Here is a 22,223-nt window from a genome sequence, read left to right on the forward strand (position 1 = left end):
AACAGAGACAGTTCCGAAGATGAGCAGCAACTTTAATCAGGAAACCGTCACCGATATCCATCACTGGACCGACACGCTGTTTTCCTTCCGCACGACGCGTGATCCGGGCTTCCGCTTCCAGAGCGGCCAGTTCATCATGATGGGCCTCGAAGTGAACGGCAAGCCGCTCACCCGTGCCTATTCCATTGCCTCGAGCCTCTACGAAGACGGGCTGGAATTCTTCTCGATCAAGGTGCCGAACGGTCCGCTGACTTCCAAGCTCCAGCATTTGAAAGTTGGCGACCAGATCATCCTGTCCAAGAAGCCGGTCGGCACGCTGCTCTATGACAATCTCAAGCCCGGCAAGAATCTGTGGCTGCTCTCGACCGGCACCGGCCTTGCGCCATTCCTGTCGATCATCCGCGATCTGGAAGCCTATGAGCGCTATGAGAAGATCATTCTCGTTCATGGCGTGCGTCAGGTGGCGGAACTGGCCTATACGGATTTCATTTCCAACGAATTGCCGCAGGACGAATTCCTCGGCGAGATGGCGGCAAAGCAGCTCATCTATTACCCGACCGTCACCCGCGAGCCTTACAAGAACCGCGGACGCCTCACCGACCTCATTCGCTCGGGCCAGATTTTCACCGATATCGACATGCCGGAACTCAATCTGGAAGACGATCGCGTGATGCTGTGCGGCAGCCCGGAAATGCTGGCTGAAACCAAGCAGCTCCTCGAAGAGCGCGGTTTCAAGGAAGGCAGCCAGAGCGAAGCCGGTCATTTCGTGATCGAAAAGGCTTTTGTCGAAAAATAAGTTTCGCAGCCATGCAGACGAAAAAAGGGAGGCGATTGCCTCCCATTTTCATTTCAGCTCTTCGAAATCGAGCCCGATATCGAGGTTCGGCGCGCTGTGCGTGGTCCAGCCGACCGAAATCAGCTCAACGCCGCTGGCAGCCACCGCCGCCACCGTTTCCGGCGTGATCCCGCCGGACGCTTCCGAAATCGCGCGCCCGTCGATCACCGACACCGCCTCGCGCAATTGCGCAGGCGACATATTGTCGAGCAGCACCGCATCCACGCCGACAGCCATCGCCTCATCAAGCTGTTGCAGCGTATCGACCTCGACTTCGATCTTGACCATGTGACCGGCCCCGGCCTTGGCACGTTCGATGGCCTCACGCACACCGCCAGCAACTGCGATGTGATTGTCCTTGATCAGCACCGCATCATAAAGCGCGAAACGGTGGTTCATGCCGCCGCCTGCCCTCACTGCATATTTCTGCAAGGCGCGCAGCCCCGGTGTTGTCTTGCGCGTGCAGACGATGGAGGCCCTGGTGCCTTGGACCGCCTGCACCAAGCCGGCGGTGGCTGTGGCGATACCGGAGAGGTGACCGAGGAAATTCAGCGCCGTGCGCTCCCCCGCCAGAATGGAACGGGACGAGCCGGAAACGCGGGCAACATCCGCCCCCTTCTCAAGAGACTGACCGTCCCGCGCCAAACGTTCGAATTTGACATCCGGATCGACCAGACGAAACGCCATTTCGGCCACATCCAGCCCGGCAATGACGCCCGGCTGGCGCAGGCTGAAAAGCATGGCCGAACGGTGATCCTCCGGCACCACCGCATTGCTGGTGATATCGCCAGCGAGCCCCAGATCTTCCAGAAGTGCGGCGCGCACCAGCGGTTCGACGACAAGCGGAGACAAGCGCGGCAGGTTCATCATGCAGTCCTTGTAACAGGGTGAGGCGCGGCGATTTCGCAAGCCAGTGCGAAAGCGACCGGAAAGGTGAAAAAGCTGCGGCCTGAATCCGTGCTTTTGGTGGGATAGTCGGTGCGGGCATGGCTGCCGCGCGACTCGCACCGGTCAAATGCCGCAACCGCAGCGACCAGCGCCACGGCTGCGGCATCGTCGGTCTCCGCGAGGGGGAGAAGGGTGGTGATTGCAGAGCGCAAACCTTCTTCATCACGCAGCAGGCCAAGATGGCGGGAAACAATGTGCCGCACGGGTTCAGCGTCCGCGCTCTGCGGCAGGCTGACCGGCACGGGATGCCGCACGGCGACCGCCTCTTCACAGCCAATCGCGCGGGCGGCGCGCAACCCCATGGCGGCGGCTTCAAGCAGTGAATTGCTGGCAAGCCGGTTGGCGCCATGCAGGCCGGTGCAGGCAGCCTCGCCCACAGCCCAGAGACCGGGCAAGCTGGTGCGACCGTCAGCGTCGGTCTTGACGCCGCCCATGTGATAATGCGTGGCGGGTCTGACCGGGATCATATCGCGGGACGGATCGACGCCATGTTGTTTGCAAAGCGTATCGATACCGGGAAACCGGGTTGCAAAACGCGCGCCCAGAGCTGTACGCGCATCGAGATAGACCTTGCGCCCTTGCGCGATCTCGCTGCCGATGGCGCGCGCCACTACATCGCGGGGCGCAAGCTCGCGGCCCGGAATATCCGCCATGAAGCGCTCGCCACGATCATTGACGAGATTGGCGCCCTCCCCGCGCACCGCTTCGCTGATCAGCGGCAGACGCGGCGCGGAAACGGCTAGCGCGGTCGGGTGGAATTGCACAAATTCCATATCGGCCAGCACAGCGCCTGCACGGCCTGCCAGAGCGGCCCCTTGGCCGAGATTGCCGAGCGGCGTGGTCGTTGCGTTATAAAGTCCGCCGATCCCGCCCGTCGCCAGCACCACGGCGCGCGCTGCAACCGGACCGACATTTTCAAGACAAGCGCCGGCGACACGGCCATCCTGCCGGATGAGCCGCAAGGCGCGGGTGTTTTCCATGACGTTGATCGAAGGCGTCGCCAGCACTTTCGCAATCAAGGCGCGCATAATGCCAGCGCCGGTCCCATCGCCATCCACATGCACAATGCGATGGCGACTATGGGCGGCTTCCAGCCCGAGCGAAAATGAACCGTCCGCCGTGCGGTCGAAGTGTACGCCATGGGCTTCCAGCGCGGCAACCACGTCCGCGCCTGCCGCGATAATTTCTGCCGCCACGCCTGCGTCACACAGGCCGTCGCCCGCCGCAATCGTATCGGCCAGATGCAGCGCCGCGCTGTCATCCGCGCCAAGGCTCGCGGCAATGCCGCCTTGTGCCAGCGTGCTGGATCCGGAAAGGCCGAGGGTTCCCGCCGTCACCAGCAACACAGGCTGCGGCGACAAGGTCAGCGCCGTCATCAGACCGGCAAGGCCGCTGCCAATGACGAGGACCGGGGCCGTATTCATACCGCCAGCATCCGCTCGACGGCACGCCGGGCAGGCTCCATCAATGCTGCATCGACGGTCACTTCATGACGGTTGTTTTCCAGCGCGTCGCGAATATTGGCGAGCGTGATCCGCTTCATATGCGGGCAGAGATTGCACGGGCGGATGAACTCCACATCCGGGTGATCGACGGCGACATTGTCGCTCATCGAGCATTCGGTCAAAAGCACGACACGCTGCGGCTTCTTCTCGCCGACATAGTCCGACATGACCGCTGTGGAACCGGCAAAATCGGCGACCGCCACCACTTCCGGCGGGCATTCGGGATGGGCCAGAACCACCACGCCGGGATGGCTTTCACGCAATTCACGGATATCGTCGGGCGTGAACCGCTCATGTACCTCGCAATGGCCATGCCAGGCGAGAATTTCGACATTGGTTTCGCGCGCCACATTCTGCGCCAGAAACTCGTCGGGGATCATCAGCACACGCGGCACGCCAAGCGACTCCACCACTTTCTTGGCATTCCCGGAAGTGCAGCAAATGTCGGACGCCGCCTTCACGGCAGCAGATGTATTGACATAGGTGATGATTGGCACGCCCGGATGCGCCTGCCGCAACAACGCCACATCTTCCGGCGTGATGCTGTCGGCCAGTGAACAGCCCGCGCCCATATCGGGGATCAGCACCGTCTTGCCGGGATTAAGCAGCTTCGCCGTCTCGGCCATGAAATGCACACCCGCCAGCACGATCACATCGGCATCGACCTCCGCAGCCTTGCGGGCCAGCGCCAGACTGTCGCCGACAATATCAGCCACGCAATGGAAGATTTCAGGCGTCTGGTAATTATGCGCAAGGATCACCGCATTGCGTTTTTTCTTCAATTCGAGAATGGCTGCGACATCGTCTTCGAAGCCCAGCCACTCCGCCTTGGGTAGCACCTTGGCCACGCGGTCATAGAGTTGCGAAACGGAAACATGATCGTTCATGGTTGGGCCTCCCGAGCCTACCCATTATACTCAATCTGAGCATTTCATGTTTATGAACTTATACTCGATTCGAGTATATTGTCAATCGCGGGAGATTGGCAGCTTGGCTCCAGCCAGATGGCGCTCGGAAAGGGCGCGTTCCTCGACAATCGAGTAACGGAAACGGAAGAGTTTTGCCGGGCGACCGCCGGTTTCGCTATCGCTTTCGCCGGTTTCCTCGACCAGATCCTGCTGCTCGATCAGGCGGCGGAAATTCTGCTTGTGCAGGCGCAGACCGGCCAGCGCTTCGACCGTGCGCTGCAATTGCAGAAGCGTAAAACTGTCCGGCATCAATTCGAACACCACCGGGCGATATTTGATCTTGGCGCGCAGTCGCGCAATGGCCGTGGCAAGGATGCGGCGATGATCGGCAAACATGGAGCGACCGTTCTCGTCTTCCTTCATCCCAGCTTCCGCCACCAGACCGGCTTCGAACAGCAGTTCATAGCGTTGCAGCACGAGGTCTTCGTTCCAGCGCCCGCCCCACTCGCCATTTTCAAAGCCGAAGGTGAAGGCGATACGCCGCATGCGCTGCGCGGTCAGTTCCGGCGTTTCGGCCCGATAGGCCCAGACAAGGAGCGCATTGTTGAGATGCTCCATGATGGCCGGTTCGCCCTGACGGTGATCTTCCCACGGCAGATAATCATACCAGCCGCGCCAGCCGGCCTGCCCTGCCGCCGCATCGCTCTCACGCACAAGGCCGAGATAGCTGATCGAAATGATGCGTTCGCCCTGTGCGTGACGGTCACGGTCGGCAAAAGTGTAGAGCTGCTCCAGATAACCGACCGGATGTGCGGTTTCCGACTGCACCCAGGCGCGCAGACCGGATTGCAACGAACGATGCTCGCTTTCGAACGGGCCAGAGGGAAGAGCCTGCCCCTGCCGCACGGTCATGACGCGCGGCTGTTCGCTGGTCACGGCGGCCAGCACGGCAATCAGTTCGGTATGGGCAATATCGTCGGTCACGGCAACTCCGGAAAACAGTTCCGACATTGAACGCGATTGACCAACGAATACAAGGCGCTGTGCGTTACCGGCCACAGCTTTCAGCGCCTACGCCTTGCTCTTGGCCCCGAAAACATGCTCCGGCCCCGGAAATGTGCGCGCGCGCACCTCCTCGGCATAGGCTTTTGCGGCATCGGACACCTGCGGCGCCAGTTGCGCAAAGCGCTTCACGAAGCGCGGCGTGAAATCCTGAAACAGCCCCAGCATATCGTCGGAGACGAGTATCTGCCCGTCGCAAGCCGCCGACGCACCGATGCCGACGGTCGGAATGGCAAGGGCACCGGTGATCTCGCGCGCCAGCGGCTCCACCGTGCCTTCAATCACCAGCGCAAACACGCCGGCATCGGCAATGGCCTGCGCGTCACGGCGGATGCGGTCGGCTTCCTCGTCGCCGCGTCCGAGCGAGCGAAAACCGCCGACCGTGTTGACCTGTTGCGGCATCAAACCGACATGGCCGAAGACCGGAATGCCGCGCCGCACCAGAAAATCGACCGTTTCGGCCATTTCTTCGCCGCCTTCGAGCTTGACGCCATCACAGCCAGTTTCCTGCATCACGCGAACGGCGTTGCGAAACGCCTGTTCCTTCGATTCCTGATAGGAACCGAACGGCATATCGACGATGACGCAGGCCGTCTCGGCTCCGCGCATCACCGCCTGCCCATGGGCGACCATCATGTCGAGCGTCACGGCAAGGGTGGAATCCATGCCGTAAAGCACCATGCCGAGCGAATCCCCCACCAGCAGCAGGTCGCAATGCGGATCGAGCAGACGCGCAATCGGTGTCGTATAAGCGGTGAGGCTGACAATCGGGCGCTCGCCCTTCAGGGCTGAAATGGCCTTGGGCGTCAGTCGCTTCTGTTTGACGGGTGCGCTCATGTCAGGCCGCCTGTTCCTGCGCGACATGCGCAATGACACGATTATCGAGGAGCCGCGTCGTGCCAAGCCGCACGAACAGCGCAAGCAGCACCGGACGCCCCTGCACCACCGTCAGGCGCTCCAGCGTTTCGGGGTCGCGCAGCGCCACTACTTCCGGCGTCGCCAGCGGCTCCGTGGCGATATAGGCGCGAATTGCCGCTTCCAGCGCATCGGGATCATCCACACCGGAGCGATAAAGCCGCTCAGCCTCATCAAGCGCCTTCGGCACGATGATGGCGGCAGCACGCTCAGCGGGCGTCAGATAGACATTGCGCGACGAACAGGCGAGCCCGTCATCCTCCCGCACCGTCTCCACGCCGACGACGCGCACCGGAATGGCCATATCCTCCACCATGCGGCGGATGATGACGAGTTGCTGAAAATCCTTTTCGCCGAAATAGGCGGCATCGGGACCGACGATATTGAAGAGCTTGCTCACCACCGTCGCGACCCCGGCGAAGTGGCCGGGACGCGCCTCGCCTTCCATCTGATTGCCGAGCGTCGGCACATCCACCACCGTCTGCATCGGGCGCGGATACATGTCGCTGACGGCTGGTGCGAAGAGGTAATCGACCTCTGCCCCGCGCAACAGAGCCGCATCGCGCTCCAGATCGCGCGGATATTTGTCGAGATCTTCATTCGCGCCAAATTGCAGCGGATTGACGAAGATCGACACGATGGTCAAGTCATTGTCGGCGCGGGAACGATGTACAAGTTCCAGATGGCCTTTGTGAAGATAGCCCATGGTCGGCACGAAGCCGATGCGCTTGCCCGCACGACGCGCAGGCGCCAGAACCTGCCGCAATTCCTCGATGGTGCGGATAATCTGCATACGCGTTCCTCCTCGCGGGCCGATCTTCTGATGGCCGCGAGTCCTACAGCGTCAACTCAAATATGACAACAGCGAAGGCAAGGCGCACCAAGCCGCTTATTGCGTCGGGGTCGCCACCGCTCCCACCGTATTGCCGACAGCGCGACCAAAACGGTCGATCTGCTCGTCATAGGTCTTGCGGGTTTTCGGATCGAACACGGCAATCGGCGCTGTGACCACGAGAGAGGCCGCCGTACCGACGCCTTGCGCCGTGCCGATGGCCACGGCGCCCAGACGATCACCGAGACCGATCTGCGAATCCGTGATGGTCTGGCCTGCAACAAGGCGCTGGCCGATCAGCTGCACGACCTCGGGGCTTGAGGCAAACTTGCCGTGATTGAGGCGATCACCCGATTTGAGCTTGGTAAGATCGATGACGGTAATGCCCGCCTTTTCAAGCCCCGAACGATAAGGCTCTATGGACGGATCGATCTGGCCGAGGCGGTCGATATTACCGGAAATGCGCCGCGACAGTGCAAGCGCGCGGTCGTCACGCGAGGTGAACAGCGTGAAGCGCGGATGGTCCTTGCCCATCGCCAGAAACTGCTTGGCAAACACATCGACGTCGAGATCGGGTGAAGCCAGAATGACATCGGTGATCTTGGCATTCACGCGCCCGTCGCGGATCGCCATCTGGCGCAGCGCTTCAACCGTCAGCCAGCTGCCCATCGAATGGGCCATCACGGTGATGTCCTTCACCTCCGGCTCACGGGCGATGGCGCGAAGGATCTGTTCCAGCGCGTCGCGGGAATAGTTGGTGCTTTCCTTGTCGTAATTATAGTCGAACACGCTGGCGCGCGACGGCCAGGTAAAGATCACCGGCGCAACATCGGCCCCGGAATCATGCACGATCTGGGCAAAGCGGTAGACGGAATCTTCAAACGTGTTGTTGAAGCCGTGCACGAACACCATCACGCGGCGGCTCTTGGTGAGGTGCGGGCGAACCCAACCTGCCTTCTCAACATCGGTCTTGAGCGGTGTTACACTGACGGTGGCAAAATCGGTCTGCGGATTGGGCGGCAGCTTCTTTGGCCACTGCACTTCGCCGGCCTTGCGGTTCTTTTCCGGCGGGATGGATACGACGATATCATTGATCGAGACAAGCTTGTCGCGCTCGCCGGAGAACAGAATGCCGGGATTGTCAGATGGGCGGCGGGTGGTTGCGACGAGCAGATCAACCTTGGTCGTTCCGGGCGATGTAACCTCGCCCACCGGCACAAGCACGCCTTCAGGACGACTGGCGCAACCTGCGAGCAGCGTCACCAAAACAAGCAATGCAGGCACAGCCCGACGAAACATGCTCTGCAAAACCAAGCTCCCTTTACGCCACCGCTTCGCACCGAAATCAGACCTGATTTCTGAAAGGCCAGACACGCCACGTCAATGAATTCGCGTTTCTTTTACACTGCGAATTTTGCAGGTTAATATATTCTTGACGGGCCAAGCTCTGCCAAGCCCCTTTTATCCACCACCGAACGATCAGGCCACGGCTGCGGCTTATCGGTTACACACTGTTCAGCAACCAGCACTTTTCCGGAACGCCCCAACGGACGATATAGGGACCAACAGCAAACGCAACTCCCTGAACAAAGGAGGCAGTTATGGCTTTGGAACTTACCGGACTGCACCACCTGACGGCCATCACCGCCAATGCACCGGCCAACCGGCGCTTCTACACCGATACGCTCGGGCTGCGGCTCGTCAAGAAGACCGTCAATCAGGACGACACCAGCGCCTACCATCTGTTCTATGCCGATGGTCTGGCATCGCCGGGCACCGACATCACCTTCTTCGACTGGCCGGTCGAGCGCGAACGCCGCGGCACCAACAGCGTGGCCCGCACGGGCCTGCGCGTGAATGGCGTCGAAAGCCTCGACTGGTGGCGCAAGCGCCTGAACGAACAGGGCATCGAAGCCGGCGATATTTTTGAAGTGGCCGGTCGCGCCGTACTCGATTTCGAAGACCCGGAAGGCCAGCGTCTGCGGCTGACCGACGATGGCGGCGCGGGCGACGCCCATAGCTGGGACAGAAGCCCCGTACCCGCCGAGAGGCAGATTCGTGGCCTCGGCCCGATAACGCTGAGCGTCCCCGACCTCGCGCCGACCAGGATCGTGCTCGAAAAGCTGATGAACATGAGCGAGACCGGCGACTATGCCTCGCCCGATGGCGAAGGCCATGTGCATGTCTTCTCGATGGGACCGGGCGGCGCGGCTGCCGAACTTCATGTCGCCGTGCAGCCCAACCTGCCGACAGCATGGCAGGGTGCGGGAGCGGTGCACCATGTCGCCTTCCGCACGCCGGATCAGGAAAGCATGCAGGAATGGGTCGAACGCCTGCGGTCGCTCAGGGTGCCGTCCAGCGGTGAAGTCGAGCGTTACTATTTCCGTTCGCTCTATTTCCGCGAACCGAACGGTATCCTGTTCGAAATCGCAACCGACGGTCCGGGCTTTGCCGTCGATGAACCGCTGGAGAGCCTCGGCGAAAGCCTGTCGCTGCCGCCTTTCCTCGAAAGCAAGCGCGCAGCCATCGAAAAAGGCCTCAAGCCGCTGGACTAAGCAAATAAAAAGGGCCGCCGGAGAAATCCGGCGGCCCTTTTTTCGTTTGATCGACGAGGCATTCAGAGTTTCTGCTTCAGCCAATCGCCTGTGAGGCGAGTATCGTCGTCGGTCAGGCCATGCCAGCCCTCGATGGCGTGAACATCGATATCGGCACCATCATCCCGCAGCGCCTTTGCCAATGCGCCCGAAGCATCGCCGAACGGATCGGCTGCGCCGTTCAATTGAAGAACGGCAGCGTCGGAGAGATCGGCGTCCGGCTGTTCCTCCAGAACTTCCGAAGGGCGCAGCAGAACCGCCTTGCGCACGATATGCGGATGAAGCCGCATGAAGGCCGCAAGCAGGTTTGCCCCGTTGGAATTGCCGATAAAGGCCAGTCGGTCCGGGTCGATGTCATAGGCCGCAATCGCGCCCTCAACGAAAGCCTCAAAGGCTTCCGCTTCGAACCGGATGTCCTTCTGATCGAACCGCTTCTGATCGAAACGGCGGAACCAGCGCTGAATGCCCTCCTCCGTGCTGCGACCGCGAACACCGATCAGCGTGGCGCGCGGCGCGGCCAGCCGGGCGAGCGGCATGAGATCATTCTCATTGCCGCCCGAACCGTGCAGCAGGATCAGCGTGCTGCCATCCGGATCTTCCGGCAGGTGAACTCGATGGACGAAGGGCAGATCGCGATAGATCACCCGCTCCTCACCCGGCAGGCCGAATTGCGGCATGCGGGCGCGGATTGCCTGGGCCTGTTTCTCATTGCCCGGCGGCACGAACAGAAGCTGCCCCAATGTTTCCACCGGCTCATCCACGGTAAAACCAGGGGCGTCGGTGGCAAATTCGAACAGGGTTCCGCCCGGCTCACGAACATAGAGCGAGGTGAAATATTTGCGGTCATGCACATTGACCTCGCTGGAATTGAGCTTGGACAGCTCCTTTTCCAGCGTCGTCACATCGTCGGTCGTGCGGGCGCGAAACGCCACATGATCGGCAATGCCGGTCCCCGGAATGCCGGGCCAGAAGCCGCTCGCATCGCGCACATCGATGGCGTCACCGGAATCGGAGACCAGCCGGTCGATGGTTTCTTCCTTCCCCTGATGGCGAAAGCCGAAATATCGCTCGATGAATGCGGCGGTCTGTTCGGGCTGCTCCGACAGGATGGTGGCGGAGCGTATCCGGCGAATGGCGAATTCAGCCGGAATGCCCTCACCGGACCACGGGTCATTGGCCGCAAGATCGCTGCCGACCAGCTTGACGATCACGCCATCGGGATCGCGCAGCCGCAAAACCGGCTCGCCAAATTCCTGCACCGGACCCTCGGACGATACGTGATAACGCAACGCGCGCTCCAGCCAGAAGCCGATGGCCGTGCGGTCGATGGAAAGCGCGATTTCGCTGACCTGCCCGTGACCGACCCGGCCCTTGGAGCCGTCTTCCCAGACCAGAAAGGTGATCAGCGAACCGGGCGTGCCGGAGCGGTCGCCATAGAACAGATGCAGCTGCTCGGCATCCTCGAAGCCGCCCGTCCGCTTGACGATACGCAGACCCAGAAAGCCCGCATAGAAATCGACATTCGCCTGCACCTTGTGCGTGATCAGCGTGAGATGATGGATGCCACTGGTCATGATTGCGATCTCCCGTCCTAATAAAGCTGCACGAGAGATAGTACAGCCAGTGCGGATTGCCCATGGGGCTATACGGTGACGGATTGTCAACGGATGGAGCGTTTGGCTTGTGCAGATTTTGGGGAGGCTCACAAAAAGAAAAAGGCCGCGCGGGAGGAGGATGCGCGGCCTGATCTTCGAATACGGCTGGGAGGAGGAGTGCCGTATTCCGGTATCGAGTTCTGGGAGGAGGAGTGAACTCGATGGCCAAGTTCTAACCCGCTGTACTTTATACAACAACGGCCAATAATGCATGTCAGTTATGCAAATTCCGCACTGCTCAAGAAAAAGGCATCTGCGGAAAATGCAAAAGCGCCCGCAAAAACGGGCGCTTCTGAAGGAAGATTTATATTTATAATCAGCGATTTAGAGGAAATGTGCAATCATCGGCGCAGCCAGTACATTCACCAGTCCAACCAGCACCATGACGAGACCGGCGATGGAACCTTCCTCGCTGCCGATCTGGTGGGCCTTTGCCACACCGGCGCCATGCGCTCCCATGCCGAACAGTGCGCCGCGCGCCAGTGCGGAGCGCAGCGGCAGCCAGTTGAGCATCACTTCGCCAAGCGCCGCGCCGAAAACACCGGTCAGCACCACGAAGATGGCAGTCAGGTCCGGCGTGCCGCCAATGTCGCCCGAAACCGTCATGGCGAACGGCGTGCTCATCGAACGCGGCATCAGGCTGAGGCTGATCGCCTCGTTCAAGCCCAGCAGATGCGCCAGCCCCCAGGCCGAAGCCATGGCCGATGAACTGCCGACCAGCACACCAGCCAGCAAAACCGGCCAGTACCGGCGGATGGTCGCGCGCTGCTGATAGATGGGAATGGCGAAGGCAACCGTTGCAGGGCCGAGCAGCGCCACCAGCCAGTGGGTGGCGCCGAAATAGCCGCGATAGTTTTCATCAAGCGCGACAACCAGCCCCATCAGCAGAAGCGGCGTGACGGCCAAAGGCGTCAGCCACCATAGGGGAAAGCGGCGATAAACGCGCTTGGCCGCGAGATAAAGCAGGATCGTGGCCGCCGACCAGAACAGCGTTGCCACGAAGGGGTTACTTGGCAGCATAACGGAGGCTCCAGCGATAGCAGAGGTCTACCGTCAATGCGGTGACGCTCATCACCGTCAGCGTGCCGAGCAGGATGACGGCCATGATCTTGAGGCCAAGCACACCGATCAGTTCGCGATGCTCAAGGATCGCCAGAACGGCGGGCACGAAGAACAGCAGCATTTCCGCCAGAAACCATTCCGCGCCGCGCTTCATGCTGAACAGGCTGACGCGCCCGCTCAACAAAAGCGCCAACACCAGCGCCATGCCGATGATGCCACCCGGCAGGGGCAGGCCAACCACGCGGACGAAAGCTTCACCCGCCAGCCAGAAGCCGACCAGCGTCGCAATCTGCATCATGCGGCTGTGGTGCAGCGCATAGCGGAAGCGGACGGCGAGAGTACGGGCATTTTTGGAGGCGTTCATTGGCTTCTTCCCGGGCGTTGACCCGTTTGAATTCGGTCTCTTGTGAACAACAATATAGGCCGTCATGGCTTATTCTAGAAATGAATTGATTTCATTGCAGCTATTCCGATATAGAATAGCTCATGAACTTGAGGAGCTTTCAGGCATTTGTGGAGGTGGTGCGGCAGGGCGGGTTTTCCGCCGCGGCCAGAGCCATTCACGCGACCCAGTCCACCGTCAGCAAGGCAGTGAAGCAGCTGGAGGAAGAGCTGGGCCTTGCCCTTCTCGACCGCGACGCTTCCCCGCCCCGCCTGACGGCTGCGGGCGAAATCGTCTATCGCCGATCTATCGCCATGCTGGCCGAGAAAGACGATATGCTGGCGGAACTGGGCGAATTGCGCGGCCTGAAACGCGGTCTGCTGCGCCTCGGCCTGCCGCCCATCGGCTCCAGCGTGCTGTTTGCGCCGGTTTTCGCCGCCTATACCAAGCTTCACCCGGATATCGACATTCAGCTGGTCGAGCATGGCAGCCGCCGCCTGGAAGAGCTGTTGCTGGCGGGTGATGTCGAGCTTGCCGCCTCGCTTCTGCCTGTTGAGGACAGTTTCGAGTGGCAGGATGTACGCTGCGAGCCGGTCGTCGCCCTGCTGCCCGCGACCCATGAGGCCGCCAAAGGCGACGGCGTGACGCTGGACCAGATCGCAGGCTTGCCTTTCATTCTTTTTGAAAGCGGCTTTGCACTCAATCATATCATCCTCGATGCCTGCCAGCAGCATGGCTTTGCCCCCAATGTCGCGGTGCGTTCCAGTCAGATCGATTTCATCGTCGAGTTGGTGGCAGCGGGCATGGGCGTCGGCTTCCTGCCCCTGATGATCGCCGAGCAACGCCATCATTCCGGCGTCCGCATTCAGAAAATCACCGATGCGGACATGAACTGGAACATGGCTCTGATCTGGCGCAAAGGCGCGTTTCTGTCCCATGCGGCGCGGGCCTGGCTGACACTTGCAAGCGGTGGAACGTCAAAAACCCCTTGAAGCGCGCGGGTCGTCGCCTATCTCAAATAGATACACCGACTTTACGCGCCATCCGGCGGCGTTCCGTCTTGATGCTTATCAGCTGAGAAGGAGGCTATGATGGAAGGTCAGGTTATATTCTACAAAGGCGACAGGATCCTCTACCGGCACCATATCGAAGTGCAGGACGACGATTATTCCAAGGGCGTCAATGACGCCTTGATCGCCTTCCAGCGCAACTATGCCGGTTTCGATCTTGCGGGCGACGATATTCACGTCCGCTTCAAGAAGCCTGGAGATGTTTAACGGCTAACATTCCACCGCGACTGGAGCCCGCGTCCGGTTTCATGCCGAACGCGATGGGCTCCTTTTGCCCGCATTGTCAGGCTGCGGCGTAAGCGGCTTCGCGCGCCACGCGGCGGATGTCGTTGCGGCTGAGGCCGAGATCGCTCAGTTCGCGGTCGCTGCAGCTTTCAAGCTCGCGCAGGTTTTCGCAATACTGCATCCAGCGATTGAATTGGGTACGAAGATTGATTGGAAGGCTCATGGCGGTATCCCCTTGTTTTTATCTTCCTCCCAAAAATGAGCTTCCGCCTTTCAAACGCGTTTGAGAAGTGCAGATACTGCATGGCTGCATTGTGATTGGGGAAATCCTGCAAATCAGCCAACATTCTTTTTTATCTAAATTAGCTAATGCTTTTAAAATATAAAAATTCCGGTTAGACGGGAAGCAGAACGTCTTTCAAGTCGATTCCCGCCGGTAAAAATGAAGAAAACTCTCATTATAGTCGGTAATGCCCCTTTACCCCGCGACCTGTCGCGCGAGGTTGATGCTGCAGATTTCGTGGTGCGTTTCAACGAGCCCAAGCAATCGATCGGCATGAGCGGCACGCGGACCGACCTCCTGATACTGGCCACCTCCAGCAAGCCGATGCAGCGCCGCCTGCGCGATCCGGGCTTCGTGCAAACCCCGACCTTCCGGGCCGCGAAGGAAGTCATGCTCGCCTATCACCCGAGCATCATGCGTCTTTATCACCCCAAGCCGAATATCCTGTCGCGTCTCAAGGGGCGTCGTTCCGACTGGACCGCCGAAACCATCGAAGTCGTGGGCGCTGCGGGCAAGGAAATCCGCATCATGCCGCCGCAGTTCTATATGGCTGGCTGCAAGGAACTGGGCGTCAGCGAGGAGCAGCTGAGCAAGGTTTTTCCCAGCACCGGCTTTTTCGGCATCTGGCACATGCTGGGCAAATGCCCCGCCGAAAGCTGGGACGTGAAGCTGTGCGGTTTCACCTGGGAAGGCTGGAAACGCCACGCATGGGGCGACGAGCGCAGCTGGGTCGAAAGACAAGTGGCTTCCGGGCGCATCAGCATCATCGAATAGCCCGACCTGCTCGGGCCTTCGCCACAAATCTCGTTAAAAGGAGTATTTGAATGACTGAACCGTTACGCATTTTTATTGGCTGGGACTCCCGCGAACCGATCGCCTATGAAGTCGCCAGGGCCTCGGCGCTGAAACATTCTTCCATTCCGCTGGAGATCGTACCGATCAAGTTGCAGGATCTGGTCGATCAGGGCGTCTATACGCGTGACATCGACCCGCTGGCGTCCACGGAATTCACCTATTCGCGGTTCTTCACGCCCTGGCTTGCCGGCTACAAGGGCTGGGCGCTGTTTTGCGATTGCGACTTCCTGTTTCTCGGCGATATTGCCGGGCTGCAGGCCTATAACGACCCGTCGAAGGCGGTTTACTGCGTGCAGCACGACTATCAGCCGAAAGACAGCGTCAAGATGGATGGCAAGGTGCAGACCACCTATCCGCGCAAGAACTGGTCGTCCTGCATGTTGTTCAATTGCGCGCATCCTTCGACGCAGCAGCTGACGCCGGAACTGGTCAACCGCGAAACAGGCGCTTTTCTGCATCGCATGCAATGGGCTGCCGATGATGAAATCGGCGCCTTGCCGACCGAGTATAACTGGCTTGAAGGCTGGAACGAAAAGCCCGAACACGGCCTGCCGAAAGTCGTGCATTACACCAGTGGCGGTCCCTGGTTCAAAGACTGGCAGAATGTCGATTATGCCGATCTGTGGCGCGCCGAAGCCGATCTTGTGGAACCGGGCTGGAAGCCGGTCTGATCGCCGCTCCTTTCCGGCAAAAATCCTGAAGCTTTTTCGTCGGCTCCACGCTACATAGAGACCATGAACGAAACGCGTCATGACTCTCCAGCGCAAGGCGGATCGCAAAAGCCCGCCACGCAACAAAAACCAGACGGCCCGAAAAGGGCCGTGAAGGCCTTCATCATCCATCTGAAGCGGGCGAGCGATCGCCAGCCGCAGGTGGCGCATCTCATCGAAAACCTGCCCATGCGGGCCGAGGTGATCGACGCCATTGACGGGCGTGTGCTTGATGGAGAAACCATCCAGCGCGTTTATCGCCGCTCGGTGCACAAGCCCCACTATCCCTTTCCGCTGGGCACCAATGAGATTGCCTGCTTTCTCTCGCATCGCAAGGCATGGCAGGCCATCGTCGATCAGAAGATCGACGCCGGTTTTGTGCTGGAAGATGACGTGGAGCTGACGCCGGAATTTGCCGCCGCTTTTCAGGCCGCGTTGCAGCTTGTCGACCATGACAGCTTCATCCGCTTTCCTTTCCGCGAGCGGGAAACAGGCCGCGAAGTGCTGAATATCGATGGCGTGCGCGTGATCCTGCCCGTACCGGTCGGCCTCGGCATGGTCGCCCAGCTTGTCGGGCGCGACGCGGCGAGACGGCTGCTGGCCGCGACCGAAACTTTCGACCGGCCGGTCGACACCACGGCGCAGATGAACTGGGTGACGGGACTGAAGCCGCTTTCCGTCCTGCCCGGCGGCGTGCGCGAGGTGTCGGTGCGTCTGGGCGGCAGCACCATCCAGAAATCCCGATCCCTGCCCGATAAGCTGAAGCGGGAAATCCTGCGACCGCTTTATCGCTGGAAGATCAAAAATCGTTCTCGCAAGAGTTAGCAATTCCATTCAGGAAAAAACTGATTTAATTATTTATTTTTAAAGATTTAGCGACAAAACAATATTTCGCGCGACCGACTGAACATACAAGATCGAGGATTATCGTGTCCGTACCAATTCTTCTTTATCACCAGATCGATGTTCCGCCCCGGCACAAGGCGCCTTTTCGCAGCATGACCGTGCATCCCGACCGTTTTGGCAACCAGATGGCCTGGCTCAAGCGCCTCGGCTATCAGGGATTGTCGCTGAAGGATGCGCTGCCCTATATCTATGGTGGCAAAGAGGGGAAAGTCGCGGTCATCACCTTCGATGATGGGTTTGACAATGTCTTCCGCAATGCTCTGCCTATCTTGCAGGAACATGGCTTTACCGCCACGAATTATTTCGTCGCGAACCAGATCGGTGGCTTCAATCTCTGGGATCAGAAAATCGGCGTGGCGCGGGCCGATTGCATGGGCGTCGCCGAAATGCGGGAATGGGCGGCCCTCGGTCACGAAGTCGGGTCACATACGCTCGATCACATCAATCTGAGCACCGCAAACGATACGGATGCTGAAGTGCAGATCCGGCAATCTCGCGAAAAGATCGAGGACTTGCTTGGTCAGGAAGTCATATCATTCGCCTATCCCTATGGCGGCGAGACTGCGAGAACACGCGAGATCGTCGCGCAGGCCGGGTATAAATACGCCACCACCACGGAAAAGCGCCGCGCAAAAGCCACCGACGACCCGTTCGGCATTCCGCGCCTGACGATCCGGCGTAACGATATATGGCTGCAATTCCTGCGGAAGATCGCCCTGTCCTGAGCCGAAACATAACCGGTTTCAGCTTGCCTTGGCCCGCTCCATGCAGGGCGGCTTCGTCAGGTTTTGCAAATCCACCATGAAGCCGCGTTCGACCAGACATTCCGGTCCCGTATAGTGAACCGAGCCGGAATAGACCAGCGAAAGGTCGTCGGAAAACCGCTCGTTGCCGACGATGGCCTTGTAGTGTTCCGAGCCGCCTGCATGGCCGCCCTCTTTCGCGATCCGTTGAAACTCCTCGACCGAGCGCGACGAAAAACGATAGTGCAAAAGCGCCCCGGTGACCGGCAGATAATTGCGGAAGCAAGGGCCCGGCCCGTGAATGCTGCCGCGGCGATAATCGGTCTTGCGGTCTACCCAGATCAGCGGAAATTTGGACAGGCGCATGCTGCGCCCGAACAGGCGCTGGCGCGGCCCACCGCGCACGGCAACGCCGAAACGCTCCTGCTTGACCGTATAGCCGTCGCCGTCGAAATGCGACGACACTTCGAAAGGATATTTCGTTCCGTCATCGACAAAAACGCCATCGCGCAGAAGACCGGCGGGATACATGTCGATCATCGGCGCGAGGCAACGCCGGATACCATGCGCTTCCAGTTCCCCGATGAAATCGCGCAAGCTGCGCTGTTCCATACGCGGGAAGACGAAGAACTCGTCGGCATCCACCGAGAGATACCAGCGGCGGCGACCGTAAATATTGAACAGCGCATCGCGCCAGGCGCGCCCGCGATCCGCCTCAGCATAGCGCACGTCGGAAACGAACAGATCGACATCGGCGGCATTGGCGAGAATTTCGGCCGTGCCGTCATCCGACTTGTCGTCCACGACGATGAAACGCGTGACGCCCAGCGCACGATAATAGCGCAGGAACGAATTCAGATAGGCGCCGGCATTGCGCACCACGCAAATCAGCGGCAGATCATCCGGCAGCAAAGCCGCGAAACTTCCAGCCGAGGCGATCAGATTGGCCTTGCCGCGCCTTCTGGGCACCGACAGCCGCGCATGACGCCAGCGCAGCTTGAAGTGCTGGGCCGACGAGGCGCGCCAATAGGCGGCCCAATCCGTTTCTTTTGACGCTGGATAGTGCATTGGCGGCAAAACCGACTTCATACGGGGGATGTCTTTCAGGAAGCGCTAATAAACACTATATCGCTATTCATTCCAGGCAATTCCATGTCAGCAAGAATCACGCTGTGTGATGCGACGATACGAATGCGTGAATGATCGTTTCAGCCATTTTGCCCTTCTGGCTGCATTTGCTTGATCCTGATCAATGCTGCTTCAATAAAACGTGGCAAATTGCCCGCGACCGCGCCATGGACCTTAACGGCCAAAAGCGCTAGTTAAGGCAAAGACAAGCGCATCGGCCTAAAAATCGGGAGCGATTTTTCGGAAACAGGGTGCGTCGAATCAAATAGTTAGAGCGAGTTTTGTGCGCCCTGAAGGACGCGCTGCCCTCTAAGGAGCGCATGATGGATTATCGCCGGTTTTTCGAAGACGCGATTGATCAGTTGCACGCCGAGAAGCGTTACCGCGTTTTCGCCGACCTTGAACGCATCGTCGGACGTTTCCCCCGCGCGATCTGGCGGAACAATGGCACGGCCCGTGAAATCACCGTTTGGTGTTCCAATGATTATCTCGGCATGGGACACCATCCCGATGTGATCAAGGCCATGTGCGACACCGCAAGCAATGCCGGTTCCGGCGCAGGCGGCACGCGCAACATTTCCGGCAACAACCATCCGCTGGTCGAGCTGGAAGCCGAACTGGCCGACCTGCACGGCAAGGAGGCCGGTCTCGTCTTCACCTCCGGCTTCATTTCCAACGAAGCCTCGATTTCGACCATTGCGCGCCTGCTGCCGAACTGCCTGATCCTGTCCGACGAGCTGAACCATGCCTCGATGATCGAAGGCGTGCGCCGCTCGGGTGCGGAGAAGAAGATTTTCCGCCACAATGACGTCGAGCATCTGGAACAGCTTTTGAAGGCCGCCGATCCGGCACGCGCCAAGCTGATCGTGTTTGAATCCGTCTATTCGATGGATGGCGATATTGCACCGATCGAAGAGATCGCCGACCTCGCCGACAAGTATAATGCCATGACCTATATCGATGAAGTTCATGCCGTTGGCATGTACGGCCAGCGCGGCGGCGGTATCACCGACCGCGATGGTCTGGCACACCGCATCGACATCATCGAAGGCACGCTCGCCAAGGCTTTCGGCGCGCTGGGCGGCTATATCACCGGCTCACGCGCCATTATCGATGCCGTGCGTTCCTATGCGCCGGGCTTCATCTTCACGACCGCGCTTCCGCCATCGGTGGCAGCGGCTGCAACGGCTTCGATCCGCCATCTCAAAACCTCGCAGATCGAACGCGACGGCCAGCAGCGTCAAGCGCAGCAGGCCAAGGATGTACTGTCGGCAGCGGGCCTGCCGGTCATGCCTTCGGACACGCATATCGTGCCCGTGCTGGTCGGCGATCCGGAGCTTTGCAAGAAGGCCAGCGACCGGCTGCTCGATGTCCACGGCATCTATATCCAGCCGATCAACTATCCGACTGTGCCGCGCGGCACCGAACGCCTGCGCATCACGCCGTCGCCGCTGCATGACGATGCGCTGATCGACGGGCTGAAGGACGCGCTGCTGGAAGTCTGGAACACGCTCGGCATTCCTTTTGCCGAAACCGATGCCCCGCAGACGGCCAGTTCCGACCGCGTCGTGCCGCTGATGGTGTCCAAGGCGGGCGGATAAGCGCTTCGCAAATAGCTGAATGAAAAAGGCCGGTTTTCACCGGCCTTTGTTTTAGATTAAAGTCGCTCGATCCAGTTCACGAGCCGTGCTGCGGCCTCATCAATCTGATGCGGGGCGCGACCGAAACATAGCCGGAAGAACGCCTCGCCGCCCTGCCCAAAGGCGCTGCCCGGTGCAAGGCCCACATTGGCCCGGTCGATAATATCGATGGCCGCCTTGACCGAATCCGTCACGCCTTCAACGCCGAAGAACAGATAGAACGCGCCTTCCGGCGGGGCCAGGCGCACCTTGCCGGTTGCCTGCAAGGTCGAGCAAAGCCTGTCGCGGGTGGCGCGGGCACGCTCCACCTGCATGGCGAAAAAGGGTTCACCCTGATCGAGCGCCGCCACCGCGCCACGCTGCATGAATGGCGCCACACCGGAGTTCGAATACTGGATCATGTTTTCGATCACCGGACCGACGGAAGGATGCACCGTCATCCAGCCCACGCGCCAGCCGGTCATCGCCCAGTTCTTGGAGAAGGAATTGACGAAGATGATGCGGTCGTCGGGCTCCATGATTTCCATAAAAGACGGGGCGTGACCGCCGCCATAATAGAAATGCGTGTAGATCTCGTCGGCGATGATCCAGAGACCGTGCTTGCGCGCCAGATCAAGGATGTAACGCAGCGTCTCACGGTCGGCGGTCCATCCGGTCGGGTTGGACGGCGTGTTGATGAACAGCGCGCGGGTGCGGGGCGTGATGGCGGCGGCGACCTTCTCCGGGTCGAGCACCCAGCCATTCGCGCCGAATTCCAGTTCCACCGCGACGGGCACCGCACCTGCAAGACCAGCCGCGCCGACGAAATTCGGCCAGGCCGGCGACAGATAGATCGCTTCCTCGCCCGCACCGACCGTCGCCGTCAGCGCCATTTCGATGGCGTGCATGCCCGAGCCGGTGACGTAGAAATTCTCAGGCTTCAAGGCCAGCGGGAAATGACGCGCATGGTAACGGGCCAGCGCCTCGCGCAGTTCGGGAATACCGGCCTGCCATGTATAGAAGGTCTCGCCGTCGGTAATGCTTTTCTGCGCCGCATCGCGGATGAAATCCGGCGTCGGCAGATCGCCTTCGCCCACCCATAACGGAATGAGCCCTTCGCGGCCCCTGCCATGATTGGCAACGGCGACAATGCCGCTTTCTGGCGCTTGCGCTGCTTCACGGCGGAGACTGGCTAAAAGTGTCATGATGATCCTGCGCTACTTGCTCTATGTCTATCGGCCTTAGCAAGACGCGAGCACAAAATCACTCGGCATTTTGTGATGATCCGATCATCGGTATTGATGAATGCCAAAACAAAAACGGAGCCCTTGCAGGCTCCGTCTTGTAACGCAAAGAAAAAATCCCGATCAGGCCTTCTTGGCAAGAAGATCGCGGATTTCGGTCAGCAGCACTTCCTCGCGCGGAGCTTCCGGCTCAGGCTTTGCTTCTTCCTTCTTCTTCATGCGGTTCATGCCCTTGACGACAAGGAACAGCACCCAGGCGATAATCAGGAAATTGATCAGCAGGGTCACGAAGTTACCGTAAGCAACGGTTGCACCGGCTTCACGGGCGGCGGCAAGCGTGGACTTCGGCTCGCCGGCAAGCTGGATGAACATGTTCGAGAAATCGATACCGCCGGTGATCAGACCGATGATCGGCATGATGATATCGTTGACGATGGAATTGACGAGGCCACCGAAGGCGCCGCCGATAATCACACCGATGGCCAGATCGACCATATTGCCCTTGAGAGCGAATTCCCTGAATTCTTTCAACATTCGTCAGTCTCCCTCACGATTGCATTCCACATAACCGGGCCGTCGTTGCTGCGGTGCGTTCGTCAATTAATATGGCGTCAGATCGCTCCGACGGTGAACGATAGGACCGCTCCTGACAGGGGGAGGCTCGAAGAACGGTTCTATCAAACTGTATTTCGCTTAGTTTGTATTCGAAAAACTTCAAAGAAAAGATAAACGCGGATATCGA

At 59.7% G+C, this 22,223-nt stretch carries 23 protein-coding genes; 9 read left to right on the forward strand and 14 right to left on the reverse strand.

From position 1 onward, the window contains the following. Positions 1-19 precede the first annotated feature (19 nt). The gene (locus QLQ11_RS06585) at positions 20-796 is read left to right on the forward strand and encodes a ferredoxin--NADP reductase (protein WP_078337945.1); all 777 of its coding nucleotides are present in this window, start codon (positions 20-22) and stop codon (positions 794-796) included. Between the two features lie 48 nt (positions 797-844). Here QLQ11_RS06585 and nadC read toward each other — a convergent pair whose 3' ends face one another. From nadC to QLQ11_RS06620, 7 genes are all read right to left on the reverse strand, one after another. Further along, positions 845-1,702 carry a carboxylating nicotinate-nucleotide diphosphorylase gene (gene nadC / locus QLQ11_RS06590; RefSeq protein ID WP_109370169.1) on the reverse strand — a complete coding sequence of 286 codons (858 nt, stop codon included), beginning with the start codon at positions 1,700-1,702 and terminating at the stop codon, positions 845-847. Further along, the gene (locus QLQ11_RS06595) at positions 1,702-3,207 is read right to left on the reverse strand and encodes an L-aspartate oxidase (RefSeq protein ID WP_283736028.1); all 1,506 of its coding nucleotides are present in this window, start codon (positions 3,205-3,207) and stop codon (positions 1,702-1,704) included. The genes nadC and QLQ11_RS06595 overlap by 1 nt, the downstream gene beginning before the upstream one ends. Further along, positions 3,204-4,175 carry a quinolinate synthase NadA gene (gene nadA / locus QLQ11_RS06600; RefSeq protein WP_109368373.1) on the reverse strand — a complete coding sequence of 324 codons (972 nt, stop codon included), beginning with the start codon at positions 4,173-4,175 and terminating at the stop codon, positions 3,204-3,206. The genes QLQ11_RS06595 and nadA overlap by 4 nt, the downstream gene beginning before the upstream one ends. 81 nt (positions 4,176-4,256) lie before the next feature. After that, positions 4,257-5,207 (reverse strand): hypothetical protein, encoded by a 951-nt coding sequence (locus tag QLQ11_RS06605; RefSeq protein WP_109370168.1) that lies wholly within the window; start codon positions 5,205-5,207, stop codon positions 4,257-4,259. A gap of 60 nt (positions 5,208-5,267) precedes the next feature. After that, positions 5,268-6,095: a 3-methyl-2-oxobutanoate hydroxymethyltransferase gene (gene panB / locus QLQ11_RS06610; RefSeq protein WP_109368372.1), complete on the reverse strand. Its 828-nt coding sequence runs from the start codon at positions 6,093-6,095 to the stop codon at positions 5,268-5,270. Between the two features lies 1 nt (position 6,096). Beyond that, the gene (gene panC / locus QLQ11_RS06615; protein WP_109368371.1) at positions 6,097-6,966 is read right to left on the reverse strand and encodes a pantoate--beta-alanine ligase; all 870 of its coding nucleotides are present in this window, start codon (positions 6,964-6,966) and stop codon (positions 6,097-6,099) included. A 96-nt stretch (positions 6,967-7,062) separates the two neighbouring features. Further along, on the reverse strand, positions 7,063-8,304 hold the full coding sequence (locus QLQ11_RS06620; RefSeq protein ID WP_109368370.1) for an alpha/beta hydrolase: 1,242 nt from the start codon (positions 8,302-8,304) through the stop codon (positions 7,063-7,065). 302 nt (positions 8,305-8,606) lie between these two features. Between QLQ11_RS06620 and QLQ11_RS06625 the strand changes: the two genes are divergently transcribed. Beyond that, on the forward strand, positions 8,607-9,560 hold the full coding sequence (locus QLQ11_RS06625) for a ring-cleaving dioxygenase (RefSeq protein ID WP_109368369.1): 954 nt from the start codon (positions 8,607-8,609) through the stop codon (positions 9,558-9,560). A gap of 62 nt (positions 9,561-9,622) precedes the next feature. On the opposite strand, the gene QLQ11_RS06630 is transcribed toward QLQ11_RS06625, so the two are convergent. The 3 genes from QLQ11_RS06630 to QLQ11_RS06640 all read right to left on the reverse strand — a co-directional run bounded on the left by QLQ11_RS06630 (position 9,623) and on the right by QLQ11_RS06640 (position 12,680). After that, on the reverse strand, positions 9,623-11,173 hold the full coding sequence (locus QLQ11_RS06630) for a VOC family protein (protein WP_283736027.1): 1,551 nt from the start codon (positions 11,171-11,173) through the stop codon (positions 9,623-9,625). A 405-nt stretch (positions 11,174-11,578) separates the two neighbouring features. After that, positions 11,579-12,274, reverse strand: coding sequence for an LrgB family protein (locus QLQ11_RS06635; RefSeq protein ID WP_109368367.1), 696 nt, complete (start codon positions 12,272-12,274; stop codon positions 11,579-11,581). Beyond that, positions 12,261-12,680 carry a CidA/LrgA family protein gene (locus tag QLQ11_RS06640; protein WP_109368366.1) on the reverse strand — a complete coding sequence of 140 codons (420 nt, stop codon included), beginning with the start codon at positions 12,678-12,680 and terminating at the stop codon, positions 12,261-12,263. Before QLQ11_RS06640 ends, QLQ11_RS06635 begins: the two co-directional genes overlap by 14 nt. 122 nt (positions 12,681-12,802) lie before the next feature. On the opposite strand from QLQ11_RS06640, the gene QLQ11_RS06645 reads away from it, so the two are divergent. Further along, positions 12,803-13,690 (forward strand): LysR family transcriptional regulator, encoded by an 888-nt coding sequence (locus QLQ11_RS06645; protein ID WP_109368365.1) that lies wholly within the window; start codon positions 12,803-12,805, stop codon positions 13,688-13,690. Positions 13,691-13,789: 99 nt separating this feature from the next. Then, positions 13,790-13,975 (forward strand): hypothetical protein, encoded by a 186-nt coding sequence (locus QLQ11_RS06650; RefSeq protein WP_109370167.1) that lies wholly within the window; start codon positions 13,790-13,792, stop codon positions 13,973-13,975. Positions 13,976-14,051: 76 nt separating this feature from the next. On the opposite strand, the gene QLQ11_RS06655 is transcribed toward QLQ11_RS06650, so the two are convergent. Beyond that, on the reverse strand, positions 14,052-14,216 hold the full coding sequence (locus tag QLQ11_RS06655) for a DUF1127 domain-containing protein (protein WP_210261360.1): 165 nt from the start codon (positions 14,214-14,216) through the stop codon (positions 14,052-14,054). A 219-nt stretch (positions 14,217-14,435) separates the two neighbouring features. Here QLQ11_RS06655 and QLQ11_RS06660 point away from each other — a divergent pair, with 219 nt between their 5' ends. From QLQ11_RS06660 to QLQ11_RS06675, 4 genes are all read left to right on the forward strand, one after another. Continuing rightward, a complete protein-coding gene (locus tag QLQ11_RS06660; RefSeq protein WP_109368364.1) occupies positions 14,436-15,050 on the forward strand; it encodes a hypothetical protein in 615 nt (204 codons plus the stop codon). Positions 15,051-15,100: 50 nt separating this feature from the next. Continuing rightward, positions 15,101-15,802 (forward strand): glycosyltransferase, encoded by a 702-nt coding sequence (locus tag QLQ11_RS06665; protein WP_109368363.1) that lies wholly within the window; start codon positions 15,101-15,103, stop codon positions 15,800-15,802. 63 nt (positions 15,803-15,865) lie between these two features. Further along, positions 15,866-16,666 (forward strand): glycosyltransferase family 25 protein, encoded by an 801-nt coding sequence (locus QLQ11_RS06670; RefSeq protein WP_109368362.1) that lies wholly within the window; start codon positions 15,866-15,868, stop codon positions 16,664-16,666. 104 nt (positions 16,667-16,770) lie between these two features. Further along, positions 16,771-17,472 carry a polysaccharide deacetylase family protein gene (locus tag QLQ11_RS06675; protein WP_109368361.1) on the forward strand — a complete coding sequence of 234 codons (702 nt, stop codon included), beginning with the start codon at positions 16,771-16,773 and terminating at the stop codon, positions 17,470-17,472. Between the two features lie 18 nt (positions 17,473-17,490). Here the strand turns inward: QLQ11_RS06675 and QLQ11_RS06680 are convergent, their stop codons facing one another. Continuing rightward, positions 17,491-18,558 carry a glycosyltransferase family 2 protein gene (locus QLQ11_RS06680; protein WP_319080566.1) on the reverse strand — a complete coding sequence of 356 codons (1,068 nt, stop codon included), beginning with the start codon at positions 18,556-18,558 and terminating at the stop codon, positions 17,491-17,493. 383 nt (positions 18,559-18,941) lie between these two features. On the opposite strand from QLQ11_RS06680, the gene hemA reads away from it, so the two are divergent. Beyond that, a complete protein-coding gene (hemA, locus tag QLQ11_RS06685; RefSeq protein WP_109368359.1) occupies positions 18,942-20,219 on the forward strand; it encodes a 5-aminolevulinate synthase in 1,278 nt (425 codons plus the stop codon). A gap of 56 nt (positions 20,220-20,275) precedes the next feature. Here the strand turns inward: hemA and QLQ11_RS06690 are convergent, their stop codons facing one another. Together QLQ11_RS06690 and mscL are read right to left on the reverse strand one after the other, a co-directional pair. Beyond that, the gene (locus tag QLQ11_RS06690) at positions 20,276-21,442 is read right to left on the reverse strand and encodes a pyridoxal phosphate-dependent aminotransferase (RefSeq protein ID WP_283736026.1); all 1,167 of its coding nucleotides are present in this window, start codon (positions 21,440-21,442) and stop codon (positions 20,276-20,278) included. Between the two features lie 162 nt (positions 21,443-21,604). Continuing rightward, positions 21,605-22,015 carry a large conductance mechanosensitive channel protein MscL gene (gene mscL / locus QLQ11_RS06695; RefSeq protein ID WP_109368357.1) on the reverse strand — a complete coding sequence of 137 codons (411 nt, stop codon included), beginning with the start codon at positions 22,013-22,015 and terminating at the stop codon, positions 21,605-21,607. Positions 22,016-22,223: the final 208 nt, after the last annotated feature.

Source organism: Ochrobactrum sp. SSR, assembly GCF_030067775.1.
Taxonomy (GTDB): Bacteria; Pseudomonadota; Alphaproteobacteria; order Rhizobiales; family Rhizobiaceae; genus Brucella; species Brucella teleogrylli.

Bases quoted from the DNA above. Each gene is read 5' to 3' on its own strand.
- QLQ11_RS06585 (WP_078337945.1), top strand. From the start codon at position 20: ATGAGCAGCAACTTTAATCAGGAAACCGTCACCGATATCCATCACTGG.
- nadC (WP_109370169.1), bottom strand. From the start codon at position 1,702: ATGAACCTGCCGCGCTTGTCTCCGCTTGTCGTCGAACCGCTGGTGCGC.
- QLQ11_RS06595 (WP_283736028.1), bottom strand. From the start codon at position 3,207: ATGAATACGGCCCCGGTCCTCGTCATTGGCAGCGGCCTTGCCGGTCTG.
- nadA (WP_109368373.1), bottom strand. From the start codon at position 4,175: ATGAACGATCATGTTTCCGTTTCGCAACTCTATGACCGCGTGGCCAAG.
- QLQ11_RS06605 (WP_109370168.1), bottom strand. From the start codon at position 5,207: ATGTCGGAACTGTTTTCCGGAGTTGCCGTGACCGACGATATTGCCCAT.
- panB (WP_109368372.1), bottom strand. From the start codon at position 6,095: ATGAGCGCACCCGTCAAACAGAAGCGACTGACGCCCAAGGCCATTTCA.
- panC (WP_109368371.1), bottom strand. From the start codon at position 6,966: ATGCAGATTATCCGCACCATCGAGGAATTGCGGCAGGTTCTGGCGCCT.
- QLQ11_RS06620 (WP_109368370.1), bottom strand. From the start codon at position 8,304: ATGTTTCGTCGGGCTGTGCCTGCATTGCTTGTTTTGGTGACGCTGCTC.
- QLQ11_RS06625 (WP_109368369.1), top strand. From the start codon at position 8,607: ATGGCTTTGGAACTTACCGGACTGCACCACCTGACGGCCATCACCGCC.
- QLQ11_RS06630 (WP_283736027.1), bottom strand. From the start codon at position 11,173: ATGACCAGTGGCATCCATCATCTCACGCTGATCACGCACAAGGTGCAG.
- QLQ11_RS06635 (WP_109368367.1), bottom strand. From the start codon at position 12,274: ATGCTGCCAAGTAACCCCTTCGTGGCAACGCTGTTCTGGTCGGCGGCC.
- QLQ11_RS06640 (WP_109368366.1), bottom strand. From the start codon at position 12,680: ATGAACGCCTCCAAAAATGCCCGTACTCTCGCCGTCCGCTTCCGCTAT.
- QLQ11_RS06645 (WP_109368365.1), top strand. From the start codon at position 12,803: ATGAACTTGAGGAGCTTTCAGGCATTTGTGGAGGTGGTGCGGCAGGGC.
- QLQ11_RS06650 (WP_109370167.1), top strand. From the start codon at position 13,790: ATGGAAGGTCAGGTTATATTCTACAAAGGCGACAGGATCCTCTACCGG.
- QLQ11_RS06655 (WP_210261360.1), bottom strand. From the start codon at position 14,216: ATGAGCCTTCCAATCAATCTTCGTACCCAATTCAATCGCTGGATGCAG.
- QLQ11_RS06660 (WP_109368364.1), top strand. From the start codon at position 14,436: ATGAAGAAAACTCTCATTATAGTCGGTAATGCCCCTTTACCCCGCGAC.
- QLQ11_RS06665 (WP_109368363.1), top strand. From the start codon at position 15,101: ATGACTGAACCGTTACGCATTTTTATTGGCTGGGACTCCCGCGAACCG.
- QLQ11_RS06670 (WP_109368362.1), top strand. From the start codon at position 15,866: ATGAACGAAACGCGTCATGACTCTCCAGCGCAAGGCGGATCGCAAAAG.
- QLQ11_RS06680 (WP_319080566.1), bottom strand. From the start codon at position 18,558: ATGCACTATCCAGCGTCAAAAGAAACGGATTGGGCCGCCTATTGGCGC.
- hemA (WP_109368359.1), top strand. From the start codon at position 18,942: ATGGATTATCGCCGGTTTTTCGAAGACGCGATTGATCAGTTGCACGCC.
- QLQ11_RS06690 (WP_283736026.1), bottom strand. From the start codon at position 21,442: ATGACACTTTTAGCCAGTCTCCGCCGTGAAGCAGCGCAAGCGCCAGAA.
- mscL (WP_109368357.1), bottom strand. From the start codon at position 22,015: ATGTTGAAAGAATTCAGGGAATTCGCTCTCAAGGGCAATATGGTCGAT.